Source organism: Stenotrophomonas sp. SY1, from assembly GCF_021202945.1.
GTDB lineage: Bacteria > Pseudomonadota > Gammaproteobacteria > Xanthomonadales > Xanthomonadaceae > Stenotrophomonas.
Window position 1 is genome coordinate 2598338 of sequence record NZ_JAJOYR010000001.1, and the last position, 15894, is coordinate 2614231.

13 protein-coding genes are annotated in these 15894 nt (G+C 65.6%); 2 read left to right on the top strand and 11 right to left on the bottom strand.

Going from position 1 to position 15894, the window contains the following annotated elements:
- Positions 1 to 346: 346 nt before the first annotated feature.
- The 10 genes from mtnA to rpsF all read right to left on the bottom strand — a co-directional run bounded on the left by mtnA (position 347) and on the right by rpsF (position 12344).
- Positions 347 to 1411, bottom strand: a complete 1065-nt coding sequence (mtnA, locus tag LR961_RS10980; protein WP_232148970.1) for an S-methyl-5-thioribose-1-phosphate isomerase — start codon at positions 1409 to 1411, stop codon at positions 347 to 349.
- A gap of 46 nt (positions 1412 to 1457) precedes the next feature.
- Positions 1458 to 2090, bottom strand: coding sequence for a DUF3011 domain-containing protein (locus tag LR961_RS10985; protein WP_232149328.1), 633 nt, complete (start codon positions 2088 to 2090; stop codon positions 1458 to 1460).
- A gap of 219 nt (positions 2091 to 2309) precedes the next feature.
- A complete protein-coding gene (gene epmA / locus LR961_RS10990) occupies positions 2310 to 3254 on the bottom strand; it encodes an EF-P lysine aminoacylase EpmA (protein ID WP_232148979.1) in 945 nt (314 codons plus the stop codon).
- Positions 3251 to 3733: a GNAT family N-acetyltransferase gene (locus LR961_RS10995; protein ID WP_232148980.1), complete on the bottom strand. Its 483-nt coding sequence runs from the start codon at positions 3731 to 3733 to the stop codon at positions 3251 to 3253. The genes epmA and LR961_RS10995 overlap by 4 nt, the downstream gene beginning before the upstream one ends.
- Positions 3730 to 6204 (bottom strand): NAD-dependent DNA ligase LigA, encoded by a 2475-nt coding sequence (ligA, locus tag LR961_RS11000; RefSeq protein WP_232148981.1) that lies wholly within the window; start codon positions 6202 to 6204, stop codon positions 3730 to 3732. Before ligA ends, LR961_RS10995 begins: the two co-directional genes overlap by 4 nt.
- 220 nt (positions 6205 to 6424) lie before the next feature.
- Complete coding sequence (gene zipA / locus LR961_RS11005; protein WP_232148983.1) at positions 6425 to 7162, bottom strand: cell division protein ZipA; 738 nt, start codon at positions 7160 to 7162, stop codon at positions 6425 to 6427.
- A 47-nt stretch (positions 7163 to 7209) separates the two neighbouring features.
- The gene (gene smc / locus LR961_RS11010; protein WP_232148984.1) at positions 7210 to 10713 is read right to left on the bottom strand and encodes a chromosome segregation protein SMC; all 3504 of its coding nucleotides are present in this window, start codon (positions 10711 to 10713) and stop codon (positions 7210 to 7212) included.
- A 335-nt stretch (positions 10714 to 11048) separates the two neighbouring features.
- A complete protein-coding gene (rplI, locus tag LR961_RS11015; RefSeq protein WP_232148985.1) occupies positions 11049 to 11498 on the bottom strand; it encodes a 50S ribosomal protein L9 in 450 nt (149 codons plus the stop codon).
- A gap of 169 nt (positions 11499 to 11667) precedes the next feature.
- Positions 11668 to 11898: a 30S ribosomal protein S18 gene (gene rpsR, locus LR961_RS11020; protein WP_002804494.1), complete on the bottom strand. Its 231-nt coding sequence runs from the start codon at positions 11896 to 11898 to the stop codon at positions 11668 to 11670.
- Positions 11899 to 11909: 11 nt separating this feature from the next.
- The gene (gene rpsF / locus LR961_RS11025; protein WP_232148986.1) at positions 11910 to 12344 is read right to left on the bottom strand and encodes a 30S ribosomal protein S6; all 435 of its coding nucleotides are present in this window, start codon (positions 12342 to 12344) and stop codon (positions 11910 to 11912) included.
- 249 nt (positions 12345 to 12593) lie between these two features.
- On the opposite strand from rpsF, the gene LR961_RS11030 reads away from it, so the two are divergent.
- Positions 12594 to 13811: an MFS transporter gene (locus LR961_RS11030; protein ID WP_232148987.1), complete on the top strand. Its 1218-nt coding sequence runs from the start codon at positions 12594 to 12596 to the stop codon at positions 13809 to 13811.
- A 173-nt stretch (positions 13812 to 13984) separates the two neighbouring features.
- Here the strand turns inward: LR961_RS11030 and LR961_RS11035 are convergent, their stop codons facing one another.
- Positions 13985 to 14323 (bottom strand): iron-sulfur cluster assembly accessory protein, encoded by a 339-nt coding sequence (locus LR961_RS11035; RefSeq protein WP_232148988.1) that lies wholly within the window; start codon positions 14321 to 14323, stop codon positions 13985 to 13987.
- Between the two features lie 150 nt (positions 14324 to 14473).
- On the opposite strand from LR961_RS11035, the gene asnS reads away from it, so the two are divergent.
- A complete protein-coding gene (gene asnS, locus LR961_RS11040; RefSeq protein ID WP_232148989.1) occupies positions 14474 to 15868 on the top strand; it encodes an asparagine--tRNA ligase in 1395 nt (464 codons plus the stop codon).
- The last annotated feature ends 26 nt before the right edge of the window (positions 15869 to 15894 follow it).

Genomic DNA, 15894 nt, shown 5'->3' on the forward strand with positions numbered 1-15894 from the left:
TCGGGCGGCCATGCCGGAATCTCTGATCAACCGACGGAGTTTATCACAATGAGCCGTTTTTCGCCGCCTTTTACGGGGCTTTTACCGGAATAAATCAGGAACTTAGGGGCTTGTGCCAGTGCCAGCGAACGGCCTCCGGAGCGAACGCTCTCGGGCAGGCCGATTCCTGCGGCGCCGAGCCATGCCCGGCAGGTGTAATCACGGCAAAGCCAGGCGGCGCGTGGCTCCGCCGCTCCCCGACAACCGAGCCCCGGCCCGGCAGCGCAGGACCGCGCGCTATGGAACATTCCCGACACAACCCCAAGCGGAGCGTGGCTCCGCCCTACAAGGAAACGGGGATTTCGTTTCAGCCGCCGAAAGCCGCCTGCATCGCTGCCGCATCCGGCTTGAGGATCACCCCACGCTCGGTGACGATCGCATCGATCAGTTCGCCCGGGGTGACGTCGAACACCGGATTCCAGGCGGAGATGCCTTCGGCCACGGTACGCACCCCGCCCACACCGAACAGCTCGCCCGGGTCGCGCTGCTCGATCTCGATCTCGTCACCGTGGGCGGTGCCCATGTCCACGGTCGAGGACGGCGCCACCACCATGAACTTCAAGCCGTGATGGCGGGCAGCGATGGCCAGCTGGTAGGTGCCGATCTTGTTGGCGGTGTCGCCATTGGCACAGATGCGGTCGGCACCGACGATCACCCATTGCACCGCACCGGTCTTCATCAGGTGCGAGGCGGCCGAATCGGCCACCAGCGTGGCATCGATGCCGTCCTGCTGCAGCTCCCATACGGTCAGACGCGCGCCCTGCAACCACGGCCGGGTCTCGCCGGCAAACACGCGCTCGATATGCCCTTGCGCCTTGCCGGCACGGATCACGCCCAGCGCGGTACCGAAGCCGGCAGTCGCCAGCGAGCCGGTATTGCAGTGGGTCAGCACGCCGCTGCCCGGCGCGATCAGTTCCGCGCCCAGCGCGCCCATGTAGCGGTTGGCGGCCAGATCCTCTTCGGCAATGGCCTGCGCTTCCAGCGCCAGCACCTGCTTCCAGTCGGCGCCGGCAGCAGCCAGTACACGGCGCATCCGCGCCAGCGCCCAGGCCAGGTTCACCGCGGTCGGGCGCGAGGCATTGAGCCGCGCCAGCGCCGGCTCCAGCTGCTGCAGCGCTGCAGCGCCGTCGGCAGCCTGCACCTGGCGTGCGGCCAGCACCACGCCCCAGGCCGCGGCAATGCCGATGGCCGGCGCACCACGTACGGTCAGGGCATGAATGGCTTCGGCAACGGCGTCGCTGTCATGGCATTGCACATGCTCGACAACGAACGGCAGCTTGCGCTGGTCCAGCAGTTCAAGGGCTTCGCCCGTCCAGCGGATCGGACGGACATGGTCGTAACGGGCGTAATCGATGGCGGGGGTAGCGTTCATTGCGCCATTGTAAGCGGCTGCATCGGCGGCTCGTTCAACTGCCGCCTCAATCGACGGAAAACTCCGCGCGACAGCCATCGTCCACCCAGATGCCGTAGGCATCCCAGCCCCAGGTTTCGCCTTCGCGACAGGTGGCGGAGGAAAGCTGCTCGACCAGGGTCACCCGGCGCACCACGCTCACCCCGCACTCCCGGCGCTGCTCGCCCTTGGATTCGCAAACGACCTTGCGGGGGGTCTGCACGAAGCCCGAACCGTCCTCCGCACCGACTTCGAACAGGCCCTGGCAGCCGCGACTGACCCATATCTCATTGCGGCCATAGCCCCAGCTGCGCCCTTCGCGGCATGGCAGCACCGATTGCTGGCGGAGCAGGCGCACCGGGGCGCCGCGCAGCTGCACCGGACACACTTCCACCCTGCCGCGCGACTCACAGCGCACCGCACGGCGCACCGCCTTACCGGGTTCGATGCGGCGCGCAAATTCGGCACGGCAGTTCTCGCTGACCCAGACCGCCTGCCCTTCCACGCCCCAGCTGGTCTCGCGGATGCAGGCACTCTCGGACAACTGGCGCACCAGCTGCACGCCCTTGCGGGTATCCATCGGGCAGAACACGCGCTGCATGTCCTTTGATTCGCAACGCACCACCTGCGCCACAGGGGCCGCCACAGCGGTCGTTGCCATGAACAACGCTGGCGCCACCACCACCAACAGCAGGCTGCAAACCGCCTTCATCCGCCTCACTCGCTCTATGGCATTACTGGACTCGGGTACTGCACACACTGCCCAAACCCTTGTGATCAAAGCATCATCATCGCCAACCCGGCCGTGACCGCCATTGATCCAGGACAAACCGAACCGCGGACCTGTTCACAATTGCGCAGCCCCGGCACAGCCATGCACTCAGGCATGGGCGAAGTCGAACGCCAGCACGTCGGCGATGTTTCCGGTGCCGGCCAAGGCCATCAGCAGCCGGTCCACGCCCACCGCAACCCCGGCACAGGCCGGCAGCGAAGGCAGCGCTGCCAGGAATGCCTCGTCCAGCGGCGGTTGCTCGGCACCACGCGCTGCCCGCACCGCCTGATCGCGCGCAAAGCGTTGGCGCTGCTCGGCCGCATCGGTGAGCTCGTGATAGCCGTTGGCCAGTTCCACCGAGCCCAGATACAACTCGAAACGCTCGGCGACCGGCACATCCGCGTGGCGGATGCGCGCCAACGCGGCCTGGGTGGCCGGCCAATCGTGAATGACGGTGATGCAGTCCGGGGAGAACTGGGCCTGGATGCGGTGGCTCATCAGCAGATCGAGCCAGTCATCTCGGGTCAGCCCATCCGGCTGGATGCCGACTTCGCCCAGCCCGGCGCGCAACTGCGCGATATCGGCACTGAACGGGTCCAGGCCCACCGTTTCGATGAACAGCTCGCGGTAAGTCAGCACCCGCAGCGCGGCCTGCCGCCCGACCATCGCAAGGGCGTGTCGCACCAAGGCCACGGTTTCCTCGATCAGCCGATGGTGATCCCAACCCACGCGGTACCACTCGAGCATGGTGAACTCGGGGTTGTGGCGACCACCGGCTTCACCGTTGCGGAACACCCGGCCCAGTTCATAGCAATCGCCCACACCAGCGGCGAGCAGGCGCTTGAGCGGATACTCCGGCGAAGTACGCAGCCAGCGCTCCGGCGAGCCGGCATCGACGTGGCCGCTGAAGCGGGTCTTGAAGCCTTCGATGTTCGGCTCGGTGTTGCCAGCCATCGACATGATCGGTGTCTCCACTTCCAGCACGTCGCGCTGGGCGAAGAAGTCGCGGATCAGTGCGTTCAGGCGCGCGCGTTGGCGCAGTGCCTCGATCATGAGTGCAGCCCTGCCGGCGCCGAGGTCAACGGCAGCGTCAGGATGTCCCGTGCGTCATCGCGGTAGCCGGCGGACAGGTACAAGGCCTTGGCGCGGTGGTTGTGATGATTGACCTCAAGCCGGATCACCGCCGCGCCCTGCCCGGCCGCCCAGTCCCGTGCCAGTGCAAGTGCCTGCCGGCCCCAACCACGGCCACGCGCCGAAGCGGCCAGGTAAAGCTCGTCCAGCAGCACGAAACGCCCACCTTGTTCGACGCTGAAGCACCAGCCCATGGTGATGTAGCCGGCCAGTTCGCCGTCGTCACCGGACAGCAGCAGCACCGCACCCAGCGACGGGTTGTCCAGCACCGCGTGCAGGCCCGGCTCGACCAGCTCCGCCAGATAGTCGATGCGGTCTTCTTCATAGAAGTCGCGCACCATCGCGATCAGCTGCGGGAAATCGCCCGGCTCGGCGATACGTGCGTGCAGGATGTTGCTCATGCGCTTTGTCCGTTGTCGGCAAGGAAGGTGAGCAGACATGCTTCGTCCCACACGTCCACGCCCAGTTCGTTGGCCTTGTCCAGCTTGGAACCGGCTTCGCTGCCGGCCACCACAAAGCTGGTCTTCTTCGAAACGCTGCCAGCCACCTTGGCACCCAGCGCTTCCAGCCGCGCCTTGGCATCGTCGCGGCTCATCTGCGCGAGCGTGCCGGTCAGCACCACGGTCTTGCCTTCCAACGGGCCGGTGGCCTGCGCTGCGGCTTCCGGTGCTTTCAGCAGCAGCTCCTGCATGGCGGCGCCGGCGGCGGAGAACAGCGCGGCATTGGCATCGCGGTCCAGCCACGCCACCAGCGCATTGGCCGTTTCGGCCGGCAGGCCGGCGGTGACGAAGTTGTGCGCGCTTTCGTCGCGGATGGCATCGACCGTCTTGAACGCCTCGGCCAGCTGCTTCGCACGTACCGGCGTGACCTTGGGAATTTCCAGGTCCTGCAGCAAGGTGGCGAGCGTCAGGTCGGCGCGCAGCTTTGCACTGGGCGGGTGGCGGTCGTTGATCTGCACGCCACGTGCCAGCAGGTCGTCGATGGCCTGCTGGTTGCCCGGCTGGTCCATGAAATGACCGATGGAACGCGCCACTTCACCGCCGATGTCCGGCACCCGCTTGAACAGCGGCCAGGGCAGCCGGCGGATCAGCTCCAGATCACCAAACCATGCCGACAGCGCCTTGGCGGTGCTTTCGCCGACATGCTCGATGCCCAGTGCGAACAGCAACCGCTCCAGCTTGGTGTTGCGGCTGTTGGCAATGGCCGCGACCAGGTTGTCGGCCCACTTGCTGGCGATCTTCCTGGTGTTCCACTCGAACTGTGCAGGCACCGCCAGTGCCTGCGCGCGCCAGCCGGCGTCGGCCGGGTCCAGCTTGATGATCGCGTTGAGCGTGTCGCCGCTACCTTCCGGCTGCAGGTGCGGCGTGAGCTGCGATGCCAATGCCTCCGGCGAATCCGCATCCAGCGCCAGCTTCAGCACCAGCAGCTGGTCACGGTCGAGCAGGTAGAGATCGGCCACGCCGCGCACGATGCCCGCATCGACCAGGGTTTCGATGTACTTGTCACCCAGCCCGTCGATATCCATTGCCTTGCGCGAAGCGAAATGGGCGATGGCCTCCTTGCGTTGTGCCGGGCAACTCAGCTCGCCCGAACAGCGCCAAGCAGCCGCCCCCTCTTCGCGCACGATCTCCGCGCCGCACACCGGGCAACTACGCGGCATCTGCCACGGCACCGCGCCTTCCGGACGCCTGTCAGCAATGACGCTGACCACTTCCGGAATCACGTCGCCAGCACGTCGCACGATCACCGTGTCGCCCACACGCACATCCAATCGCGCGATCTGGTCGGCGTTATGCAAGGTGGCATTGGTCACCACCACACCGGCCACATGCACCGGCTTCAAACGTGCGACCGGTGTTGCCGCGCCGGTCCGGCCGATCTGGATCTCGATCGCTTCGACCGTGGTGGTCTGCTCCTGCGCCGGGAACTTGTGCGCGATGGCCCAACGCGGCGCGCGGGCGACGAAGCCCATCGCCTGCTGGCCCTCGCGGTCATCAAGCTTGTAGACCACGCCGTCGATGTCGAACGGCAGGCCATCACGGCGCTGACCGATATCGCGGTAGTACGCCAGCAGCCCCTCGGCCCCTTCGACCACCTGGCACAGGTCACTGACCGGGAAGCCCCATTGCGCCAGCTGCGCCAGCGTGCCCGAATGCGTCGGCGGCAGTTCGCCATCGACTTCACCCAGTCCGTAGGCGTAGAAGCTCAAAGGACGCTGCGCGCTCACCTTCGGGTCCAACTGGCGCAGCGAACCTGCCGCGCCATTGCGCGGGTTGGCCAGCACCTTGCCGCCATGCAGGCGTGCCTGCTCGTTGTAACGTTCGAAGTCGGCACGCGGCATGTACACCTCGCCACGCACCTCAAGCACCTCGGGCCAACCTTCACCCAGCAACCTCTGCGGGATCACCTTGATCTGGCGCAGGTTGGCGCTGACATCCTCACCGGTGGCACCGTCGCCACGGGTCGCACCCTGCACGAACACGCCGTTCTCGTAGCGCAGGTTGATCGCCAGGCCGTCGAGCTTGGGCTCGGCCGAAAACAGCAACTGCTTGCGATGCAGGCGCTCATCGATGCGGCGCACGAAGTCATGTACTTCCTCATCGCTGAAAGCATTGCCCAGCGACAGCATCGGCACGGCATGCACGACTTCAGCGAAGCGCGAGGACGCCTTTCCGCCGACCTGGTGGCTGGGCGAATCGGCATCGTCCAGTTCCGGATGCGCTGCTTCCAGCGCCTCCAGCTCACGCATCAGCCGGTCGTACTCGGCGTCGGGAATCAACAGCTCATCGCGCTCGTGGTAGGCGCTGGAGGCTTCGGCCAGCTGCTGCCGAAGCTCGGCGATGCGCTGGGAGGCGGAAGTGGTGGCATTCATGGCGCGATTTTACCCGCGCCTGTGTTCATGCGCTGCGAGTTGACCGGTCTTAAGCAATGTTTCTGCGGAAGGTTCCGGCCCTGCCTGCGGCCACGAACCCGGCAGTGCCGAGCCATGCTCGGCATGCGGCCGTACCGGATCACCCCAGCCGAGCATGGCTCGGCTCTACTGCGGTTCGTTCGATCCCGCAGGCCGGGATTCAACCCGGCCCACGACGCAGTTACCAGCGCGGCGACTTGGTCAGCGGCGGCGCCTGATGCTGGCGGTCGTAGGCACGCAGATCATCACGGATATGCGCGATACGCTGCCGACCCAGGGCGTTGCGGCTGTCATCGAGCACCACGCCGTCCAGCAGTTCGGCCATGCGCTGCACGGTCGGCAGCATCTTCTCCCAGGCATCCAGCGCGGTCATCGGTGCCGGCAGGGTCAGGAAGAAGGCGATTGCCGGCGTTTCCATCTCGCGGATGGTGCCCATGTCGAAACTGCCCGGCTTCATGATGCTGGCCATCGAGAAGATCGGCCCACGCTCCGGGTGGCCTTCCATCAGCCGGTGGAACACGTTCATGTAACCGAAGACCAGGCCGGTCTTCTCGGCCGCAACCACGATGTCTTCACCCCGCAGCACCTGGTCGGCGCGCGCAGCGACGTACAGCGAAACGATCTTGTCGAAATCCTGGCTGGGGCGCTTGCCCAGTTCGCTGGCGCTGCCCTGCTCCACGTCCGGCAGGCCCAGTTCCGGCTGACTGATTGCCGACTCGTCATCGCCGGCCAACGGCGCGCCAGTCGTTTCATCGACCGCGCCCAGCACCGGCTCGCGGCGCACGCCGGTTTCAGCTTCCTGCGGTTCCTTGCGCTTGCCCTGGGCCAGCCGCTTGGGCCGCCCGAACAGGAAGATCGCAGCGATCAGCAGCAGTCCGGCAGCCAGGATGCCGATGCGCAACAGTGCCATGTCGGACATGCGTTGGTGTCTCCGGGAGTTCGTTCAGTTGTCTAAAGGATGGCACGTCACGCCGCGCCCGCCAATCGTGCAGCCTCTTCCAGATCCACGCTGACCAGGCGACTGACGCCCGGCTCGCGCATGGTCACGCCCGACAACTGGTACGCCGCTTCCATCGTCGCCTTGTTGTGGCTGACGAACAGGAACTGCACCTTCTCGCTCATTTCCTTGACCATGTTGGCCAGACGACCGACGTTGGCCTCATCCAGCGGCGCGTCCACTTCGTCCAGCAGGCAGAACGGTGCCGGGTTGAGCTGGAAGATGGCAAACACCAGCGCCACCGCGGTCATCGCCTTCTCGCCGCCGGACAGCAGCGAGATGTTCGACACGCGCTTGCCCGGCGGGCGCGCCATGATGGTCACACCGGTATCGAGCAGGTCTTCACCAGTCAGCTCAAGATAGGCATGACCACCGCCGAACAAGCGCGGATACAACGCCTGCACACCGGCATTGACGCGGTCGAAGGTGTCCTTGAAACGGCCACGGGTTTCGCGGTCGATCTTGCGGATGGCGTCTTCCAGAGTTTCCAGCGCGGTGGTGAGATCCACGTTCTGCGCGTCCAGGTATTCCGAACGCTGCGACGCTTCGCCGTATTCGTGGATGGCCGCCAGATTGACCGGCTCCAACCGGCGCATGCGCGCATCGATCTGATGCACCGACGACTCCCAGTCGCCCAGACGCGCGTCTTCCGGCAGCGTGTTGATTACGTCCTGCAGCACGAAGCCGGCCTTCTCCACCGCAGCGGACAGCTGTTCGGCACTGAGCACCAGCGCCTGCTGGTCCAGCTTGCGCTGGGAAATGCGCTCGCGCTGGGCCAGCGCCTGTTCGTCGCGCTGATGGCGGGTCTGCTCCAGCGTGCGCAACTCGGCATCGATGCCATCCAATAGTGCTCGGGCCTCACCCAGCACACGCTCCACGCGCACGCGTTCGCTCAAGGCGTTCTGGTGCTCGGACTCCAGCGACTGCACCGGCGTATCGCCTTCATCCAGCTGCGAATGAAGCTCACCAAGGCGCGAATCCAGCTGCCCGCGCTGGCTGCTCATGCGTTCCAGGGCGTGGCTCAGCGAGGTGATCTGGGTACGCTGCGATTCCAGCGTCAGGGCAAGCGCGTGCATGTTCTCGCGGATGCTGCGCGCCCCGTCGCGGGCCAGGTCGCGCGCTTCGGTCAGCTGGCGGCGCTCATTCTCCAGCGCATGCCTGGTGGATTCGAGGTCGCCCATGCTGGACACGGCATCGTCCAGCCGCACTCGCGCCTCGCTGGCCTGTTCGCGGCTGACGTCCAGGGTTTCCAGCAGCTGCGACAGCTCGCCTTCAATGCGTTCGATGCGGGTACGTGCAGAATCCACGCGGCCCTGCTGGCTTTGCAGCTGCCCGGCCAGCTCCGAAGCACTGCGGTGCGCCTGGTACAAGGCACGCTGCGCTTCTTCGCGATGCTGTTCGGCGGCAACCAGCTGTTCGCGGAACCCGGACAGCTGCTGTTCCAGCGCGGTTTCGCGTGCGTGCAGGGTTTCGATCTGCTCGCGCAGGGTGACAATCTCGCGCTCGCGCAGCAGCGCGCCCTGCTGGGCCGCACCGGAGCGCGACACCCAGGCCCAGCCATCGCCGGAACGCTCGCCGTCACGGGTGATGACAGAATCGCCTTCCGGCAAACGCGCCTGCAACTGCCGCGCCTGGCCCAGGTCATCGGCGCCATGCAGGCGCGCCAGCAGGCGACGGATCGCCAGCGGCCCCTGCACCTTGGCGGCCAGCGAAGTCGGCGCGAAATCAGCACTGCCTTCGCTGCCTGACACCAGCGCGATGCGCCCTTCACCCAGCTCACTCAGCGCATCCACCAGCGCTTCGGGCGCATCCACCAGCACACCTTCGATCAACTGGCCCAACGCGCTTTCCACCGCGTTTTCCCAGCCCGCTTCGACGCTGATGCGTTCGCCGACGCGCGCGGCACTGTCCAGCCCACGCGCCTTCAGCCATGCCACCGCCGCGCCCTGCTCCTGGCCCAGTGCGGCCTGCTGCAGGGTTTCCAGCGACGACAGACGGCCGCGCGCGGTTTGCACCTGCTTGCGGACGTCGGCCAGCTCGCTCTGGCTCAGGCGCTGCTGCTCCTGCAAGTTCGCCGTCGCCTCCTTGCGCTCCTCGACCTGCTCGGTCAGCCCGTCGAGCGTGGTCTTCTGCGTTTCGTGCTGCAGCTGCAACTGCTCGAACGCTTCAGCCAACGCTGCCAGATCCAGTCCGGCGCGCTCGCTGGCAAGCGCTTCGCGGCGACGGTCGGCTTCAAGGATCTGACGATCCAGATAATCCACGCGGGTGCGCTCCACCTCGCCCGAGCGCGTGGCTTCGGAGGTGTTGCGGTTGTGCGCTTCCCAGCGGTGTTGCCAGTCGCTCAGCTTGGCCTCGGCCTCGCGCAGCGCTTCCTGGCGGATTTCGTTCTCTTCCTGCAACTGCTCCAGCTGCGGTTCGGCGTTCTCCACCGCCTCGCGCAGCACGATCAGCTTGGCTTCGTCGCCGCTGATGTGCTGGCCCAGTTCGGACAGCGCCTGCCGGGTTTCATCGCGCGCCTTGTGCAGGCGCTGCGCCATTTCGCGCTGGTGCTGGATCTGCTGCTCCAGGCGCGCCAGCGAACTGCCCACCTGGTAGACATCGGCCTGGGCGCGATTGAGCGCCTCTGCGGCCTCTTCGCGGCGCACACGGCCGGTTTCGATGCGGCTCTCCGCTTCACGCTGCTCGGCGATCAGCTGCTGCAGCTTGGTTTCCTCGCGCGACAAACCTTCGCGCAGCCCGCCCAGGCGCCCGTCCAGGCCGCGGTACTCCAGCGCCTTCCATTCGGCATCCTTGACCCGGCGCTCTTCCTGCAACGCCTGGTACTGCTCGGCCTGCTTGGCCTGGCGCTTGAGGTGCTCAAGCTGCTTGGTGATTTCCTCGCGCAGGTCGCCCAGCCGGTCCAGGTTTTCGCGGGTGTGGCGGATGCGGGTTTCGGTTTCCTTGCGGCGCTCCTTGTACTTGGAGATGCCGGCCGCCTCTTCCAGGTACACACGCAGGTCTTCCGGGCGCGCCTCGATGATCTGGCTGATCATGCCCTGCTCGATGATCGAGTAGCTGCGCGGCCCCAGGCCCGTACCCAGGAACAGGTCGGTGATGTCGCGGCGCCGGCACTTGGTGCCATTCAAGTAGTAATTGCTGCTGCCGTCGCGGCTGACCGTGCGCTTGACCGAAATCTCGTTGAACGAGGCGTACTCGCCGGAAATGGTGTGGTCGGAGTTGTCGAAGATCAGCTCGACCGTGGCCTGCGACACCGGCTTGCGGCCGGCCGAGCCGGAGAAGATCACATCGGTCAGCGAGTCACCGCGCAGGCGGCTGGCCGAGCTTTCGCCCATCACCCAGCGCACCGCATCGATGATGTTGGACTTGCCACAGCCGTTCGGGCCGACCACGCCGGTCATGTTGGTCGGCAGGTGCAGCGTCGTGGGATCGACGAATGACTTGAAACCGGACAGCTTGATCGTGGATAGACGCATGGACTCGGGCTGTTGGCGGGACCCGGCATTGTGCTACCGGCCCCGGAGGAGAAGTTCCGGAAGGTTCCTTTCCGCCCCAAGCCATTGATCCAAAAAGAATTCAACGCCCCAAGTACGGGATTGCGCAACGAGTATAGCGATACCCGCAGCCCACAGGCTGTGACTGCCGGCCGCAGGCAGGTAGTGCCGGGCCACGTCCGGCGGGCGCCTTACCGGCAATGCCCCCGCGCTGCATGGCTGCGCCCTACCGGCCGCCGCGGGAAACACACCGACCAAACCTGCAAATAAAAACGGGCGCCTTGCGGCGCCCGTTCATTACAACCGGTACGGCAGGATCAGGCGTCGGCTTCGACGATGACCTTGACGGTGGTTTCCACGTCGGCGTGCAGCTTGACGATGACGTCGTACTCACCGATGTTGCGGAAAGCGCCTTCGCCCAGGATCACTTCGCTCTTGCTCAGCTCCAGGCCGGCAGCGGTGAAGGCTTCAGCGATATCGCGCGGGCCAACCGAACCGTACAGCTTGCCTTCGGCCGAAGCGTGCGCACCGATGGTGACGCTGGCGCCTTCGAACTTGGCAGCGCGGCCTTCGGCGCCGTCATGGGCAGCCTTGGCCTTGGCTTCGTACTCGGCACGCTTGGCTTCGAACTCGGCAACGTTGCTCTCGGTGGCCGGCACGGCCTTGCCCTGCGGCACGAGGAAGTTACGGCCGTAGCCCGGCTTCACGTCAACCAGGTCGCCCAGGCCGCCGAGGTTGGTCACTTTCTGCAGAAGAATCAGCTTCATTGGTATTGCTCCGTTATTCGTTAGCGGCACCGGTGGGCGCCGCAACGCTTGCTGTCCGAATGGACGGGGTTGAGCCAGGAGTAAGTGCCAAGGAGTGAGGAGCGAGAAAAAGCGATGCCCTCTCGTTCCTCACTTCCTGCGGCGCAAGCGCCGCCACTCACATCTGAACTCAGACGTCGTGGTTGTCCGTGTACGGGATCAGGGCCAGGAAACGGGCGCGCTTGACGGCCGTTGCCAGCTGGCGCTGGTACTTGGACTTGGTGCCGGTGACGCGGCTCGGAACGATCTTGCCGTTCTCGGTCAGGTACTGGCGCAGGGTGTTGAGATCCTTGTAATCGATCTCTTTCACGCCTTCAGCGGTGAACTTGCAGAACTTGCGGCGACGGAAGAACTTGGACATGAGTGTGCTCCTTATTCAGCAGAAGCAGCGGCGTCGTCGCCGGCTTCGTCATTGGTGGAAGTGGCACCTTCTTCGTCGTCGCGACGACGGCGCTCGCCACGCTCGGGCTTGTCGCCCTTCTCGTCCTTGCTCTTCATGATCAGCGACTGCTCGGTGTCAGCCTCGTCACGCTTGATGACCAGGTTGCGCAGCACGGCGTCGTTGAAGCGGAAGCTTTCGGTCAGTTCGTTCAGAACCGACTGGTCGGCTTCGATGTTCATCAGAACATAGTGGGCCTTGACCAGGTTCTGGATCGGGTAAGCCAGCTGGCGGCGGCCCCAATCTTCCAGACGGTGGATGGTGCCGTTGCCGGCTTCGACCAGCGCCTTGTAGCGCTCGATCATGGCGGGAACCTGTTCGCTCTGGTCCGGGTGGACCAGGAACACGACTTCGTAATGACGACTCATGTTTTCATACCTTTCGGATGTAGCCCTTGCGGGCCGGACAGCCCCCCGCCGTGGATTGCGGTGGGGCAAGGATTCCAACGCCGTGGCGCAGGAAGCCGAGCATTATCCACCCAGACGGCACCCCAGGCAAGGTAACGGGCCACCTTGTCCTGAACGCAGTGTTCACCGGACGACCCTGCCAGTGGGGCCGCACTGCTGCGGCGCAGCAGTACAATCCGTAACCGCTTCCACGCTGCATCCGGATCCGACGTGACCTCACTGCCCTCCCTGGCCCAAACCCTGAGTCCGCGCCAGCGCACCTTCATTCTCCTTGCCCTGTCCCTGGGCGGCTTCGCGATTGGCACCAGCGAGTTCGCCAGCATGGGCCTGATGCTGGAAATCAGCCGTGGACTGGGCATCGGCGAAGCCCAGGTGGGCCACCTGATCAGCGCCTACGCCATCGGCGTGGTGGTTGGCGCACCATTGCTGGCCTTCGCCGGCGCCAGCGTCCGCCGCCGCACCCTGCTGCTATGGCTGATGGGCTTCTACGCGGCCGGCAACCTGGCCAGCGCACTGGCCCCCAGCTATCCCACGATGCTGCTGGCCCGCTTCGTCGCCGGCCTGCCGCACGGCGCCTACTTCGGCGTGGCGATGCTGGTCGCCGCCTCGATCAGCCCGCCCGAACAGCGCGGCACGGCAGTGTCCAAGGTACTGATGGGGCTGTCGATCGCCATCCTGGTCGGCAACCCGCTGACCACCTGGCTGGGCCAGCAGTTCAGTTGGCGCACGGCCTTCGCCCTGGTCAGCGTGTTGGCAGTGACCACGGTGGTGATGGTCGCGCGCCACCTGCAACCAGACCCGAACGAGGTCCGCACCAGCCCGATGCGCGAACTGCGCGCCTTCAACCGCACCCAGGTGTGGCTGGCGCTGGCCATCGGCGCGATCGGCTTCGCCGGCATGTTCTGCGTCTTCACCTACTTGGCGCCGACCCTGGTCAACGTCACCGGTATCAATGAGCGCTGGATGCCGGTGGCAGTGGGCCTGTTCGGCGTGGGCTCGATCCTGGGCAACATGGCCGGCGGCTGGCTGGTGGACCGGCTGCAGTTCCGGGCGGCCGGCGTGCTGTTGGCGTGGTCGATCGTGGTCCTGCTGCTGTACCCGCTGGCCGCGCATTCGATCTGGGCGATGCCGCTGGCGATCATCGCCGTCGGCACGATGGGCGCCCTGGCCACCATCCTGCAGACCCGCCTGATGGACGCTGCTGGCGAGGCGCAAACCCTGGCTGCCGCCTCCAACCATGCCGCCTTCAACACCGCCAATGCGCTCGGCCCCTGGTTGGGCGGCATGGCCATCGGCGCCGGTTTCGGCCACGCCTCCACCGGCTATGTGGGTGCCGCGACGGCTGCTGCCGGCCTGTTGTTGTGGGGGTTGGCGGTCGCGCTGGAGCGACGGAGCGCGGCGGCAGCAGAGGTTGCCTGCGCCGACTGACACGCGGCATCGGGAGCGGAAAGCCCCTCATCCGCCCCTCCGGGACACCTTGCTCCCGCATGCGGGAGAAGGGAATTGCGGCGGCGCCCCTGGGCAACGGGGCATTCGGCAGCATCAAAAAGGCCGGCCACCTCGCGGTGCCGGCCTTCTGCATTCCTGAACGGACAGATCGCTCAGCGATGCATGTCGTCGGTGGTGAAGCTCTCGCCGCAGCCGCATTCGGCCGCCGCGTTGGGGTTCTTGAACGTGAACGTCTCGCTCAGGCCCTGCTTGCCGTAGTCGATCTCGGTACCGTCCACCAGCGGCAGGCTCTGTGCATCCACATAGATGCGCACCCCATCCTGCTCGAATACGGTGTCGCCTTCACGCTGATCCTTGGCCAGATCGGTGATATGGCCCCAACCGGAACACCCGGTACGGGTCACGCCAAAACGCAGCCCCAAGGCACCAGGAGTGCTGGCGACGAAGCGCAGGACGCGGGAATGGGCGATAGGTGTCAGGTGAACAGCCATGAAGCGGGACTCCGGCAGAATTACGACGTGATTATAGATGTGGGCGGCTGACCGGGATCGCAAGCATTGATAAATGCCTCGCACGGGCGCCGTTACAGCCGCTAAAATCTCGCATTCACAGATCGAGTCGATCGACAGAGGATTCAAGACATGACGGTGGTCAGCGTTGCACACGCCCTTGCCGGGAAGTTCCCGGAAGGCGGAGAAGTCACGGTCCGGGGATGGGTGCGCACGGTGCGCGGCTCGGCTGGGCTTGCCTTCGTCAACGTCAGCGATGGCTCGGGCTTTGCCCCGATCCAGGTTGTGGCCACTGACGCGCTGAGCAATTTCGAGGACATCAAGCGCCTGACCCCGGGTTGCTCGGTCATCGCCACCGGCAAGCTGGTCAAGTCGCAGGGCAAGGGTCAGAGCTTCGAGGTCCAGGGCGAAAGCCTGGAGATCGTCGGCTGGGTCGAGGACCCGCTGACCTACCCGATCCAGCCCAAGCCGATGTCGCCGGAATTCCTGCGCGAAGTGGCGCACCTGCGCCCGCGCACCAACCTGTTCGGCGCGGTCACCCGCATCCGCGACTGCCTGTCCAAGGCCGTGCACCGTTACTTCCACGAGAACGGCTTCTACTGGATCAGCACGCCGATCATCACCACCTCCGACGCCGAAGGCGCCGGCCAGATGTTCCGCGTCTCCACGCTGGACATGGCCAACCTGCCGCGCACCGGCAATGGTGAGATCGACTTCAGCCGCGACTTCTTCGGCAAGGAAACCTTCCTGACCGTGTCCGGCCAGCTCAACGTCGAGGCGTACTGCCTGGCACTGAGCAAGGTCTACACGTTCGGCCCGACTTTCCGCGCCGAGAACAGCCACACCACCCGCCACCTGGCCGAGTTCTGGATGGTGGAGCCGGAAATCGCCTTCGCCGACCTGGCCGAAGACGCACGCGTGGCCGAGGAGTTCCTCAAGTACCTGTTCCGCGCCGTGCTCGATGAGCGCGCCGACGACATGGCCTTCATCGCCGAGCGTGTGCAGAAGGACGCCATCACGCGCCTGGAAGCCTTCGTCAACGCACCGTTCGAGCGCATCGAGTACACCGATGCGATCGCGTTGCTGCAGAAGTCCGGCAAGAAGTTCGACTACCCGGTCGAATGGGGCCTGGACCTGCAGACCGAACACGAGCGCTGGCTGACCGAGGAACACGTTGGCCGCCCGGTCGTGGTGACCAACTATCCCGAGCACTTCAAGGCGTTCTACATGCGCCTGAACGACGACGGCAAGACCGTCGCGGCGATGGACGTGTTGGCCCCGGGCATCGGCGAGATCATCGGCGGCAGCCAGCGCGAAGAGCGACTGGACATCCTGGACGCACGCATGGCGCAGTTCGGCCTGGATCCGGAGCACTACCAGTGGTACCGCGATTTCCGTCGCTACGGTTCGGTGCCGCACGCAGGCTTCGGTCTGGGCTTCGAGCGCCTGGTGGTTTACGTCTGCGGCCTGTCCAACATCCGCGACGCGATCCCCTACCCGCGCGCACCGGGCTCGGCTGAATTCTGATAACGAGGAGCAGGTGATGCGAAACC

Bases quoted from the DNA above. Each gene is read 5' to 3' on its own strand.
- zipA (WP_232148983.1), bottom strand. From the start codon at position 7,162: ATGTCCGACATGGCACTGTTGCGCATCGGCATCCTGGCTGCCGGACTG.
- rpsR (WP_002804494.1), bottom strand. From the start codon at position 11,898: ATGTCCAAGTTCTTCCGTCGCCGCAAGTTCTGCAAGTTCACCGCTGAA.
- LR961_RS10995 (WP_232148980.1), bottom strand. From the start codon at position 3,733: ATGAGCAACATCCTGCACGCACGTATCGCCGAGCCGGGCGATTTCCCG.
- mtnA (WP_232148970.1), bottom strand. From the start codon at position 1,411: ATGAACGCTACCCCCGCCATCGATTACGCCCGTTACGACCATGTCCGT.
- rpsF (WP_232148986.1), bottom strand. From the start codon at position 12,344: ATGAGTCGTCATTACGAAGTCGTGTTCCTGGTCCACCCGGACCAGAGC.
- LR961_RS10985 (WP_232149328.1), bottom strand. From the start codon at position 2,090: ATGGCAACGACCGCTGTGGCGGCCCCTGTGGCGCAGGTGGTGCGTTGC.
- epmA (WP_232148979.1), bottom strand. From the start codon at position 3,254: ATGATCGAGGCACTGCGCCAACGCGCGCGCCTGAACGCACTGATCCGC.
- rplI (WP_232148985.1), bottom strand. From the start codon at position 11,498: ATGAAGCTGATTCTTCTGCAGAAAGTGACCAACCTCGGCGGCCTGGGC.
- ligA (WP_232148981.1), bottom strand. From the start codon at position 6,204: ATGAATGCCACCACTTCCGCCTCCCAGCGCATCGCCGAGCTTCGGCAG.
- asnS (WP_232148989.1), top strand. From the start codon at position 14,474: ATGACGGTGGTCAGCGTTGCACACGCCCTTGCCGGGAAGTTCCCGGAA.
- LR961_RS11035 (WP_232148988.1), bottom strand. From the start codon at position 14,323: ATGGCTGTTCACCTGACACCTATCGCCCATTCCCGCGTCCTGCGCTTC.
- smc (WP_232148984.1), bottom strand. From the start codon at position 10,713: ATGCGTCTATCCACGATCAAGCTGTCCGGTTTCAAGTCATTCGTCGAT.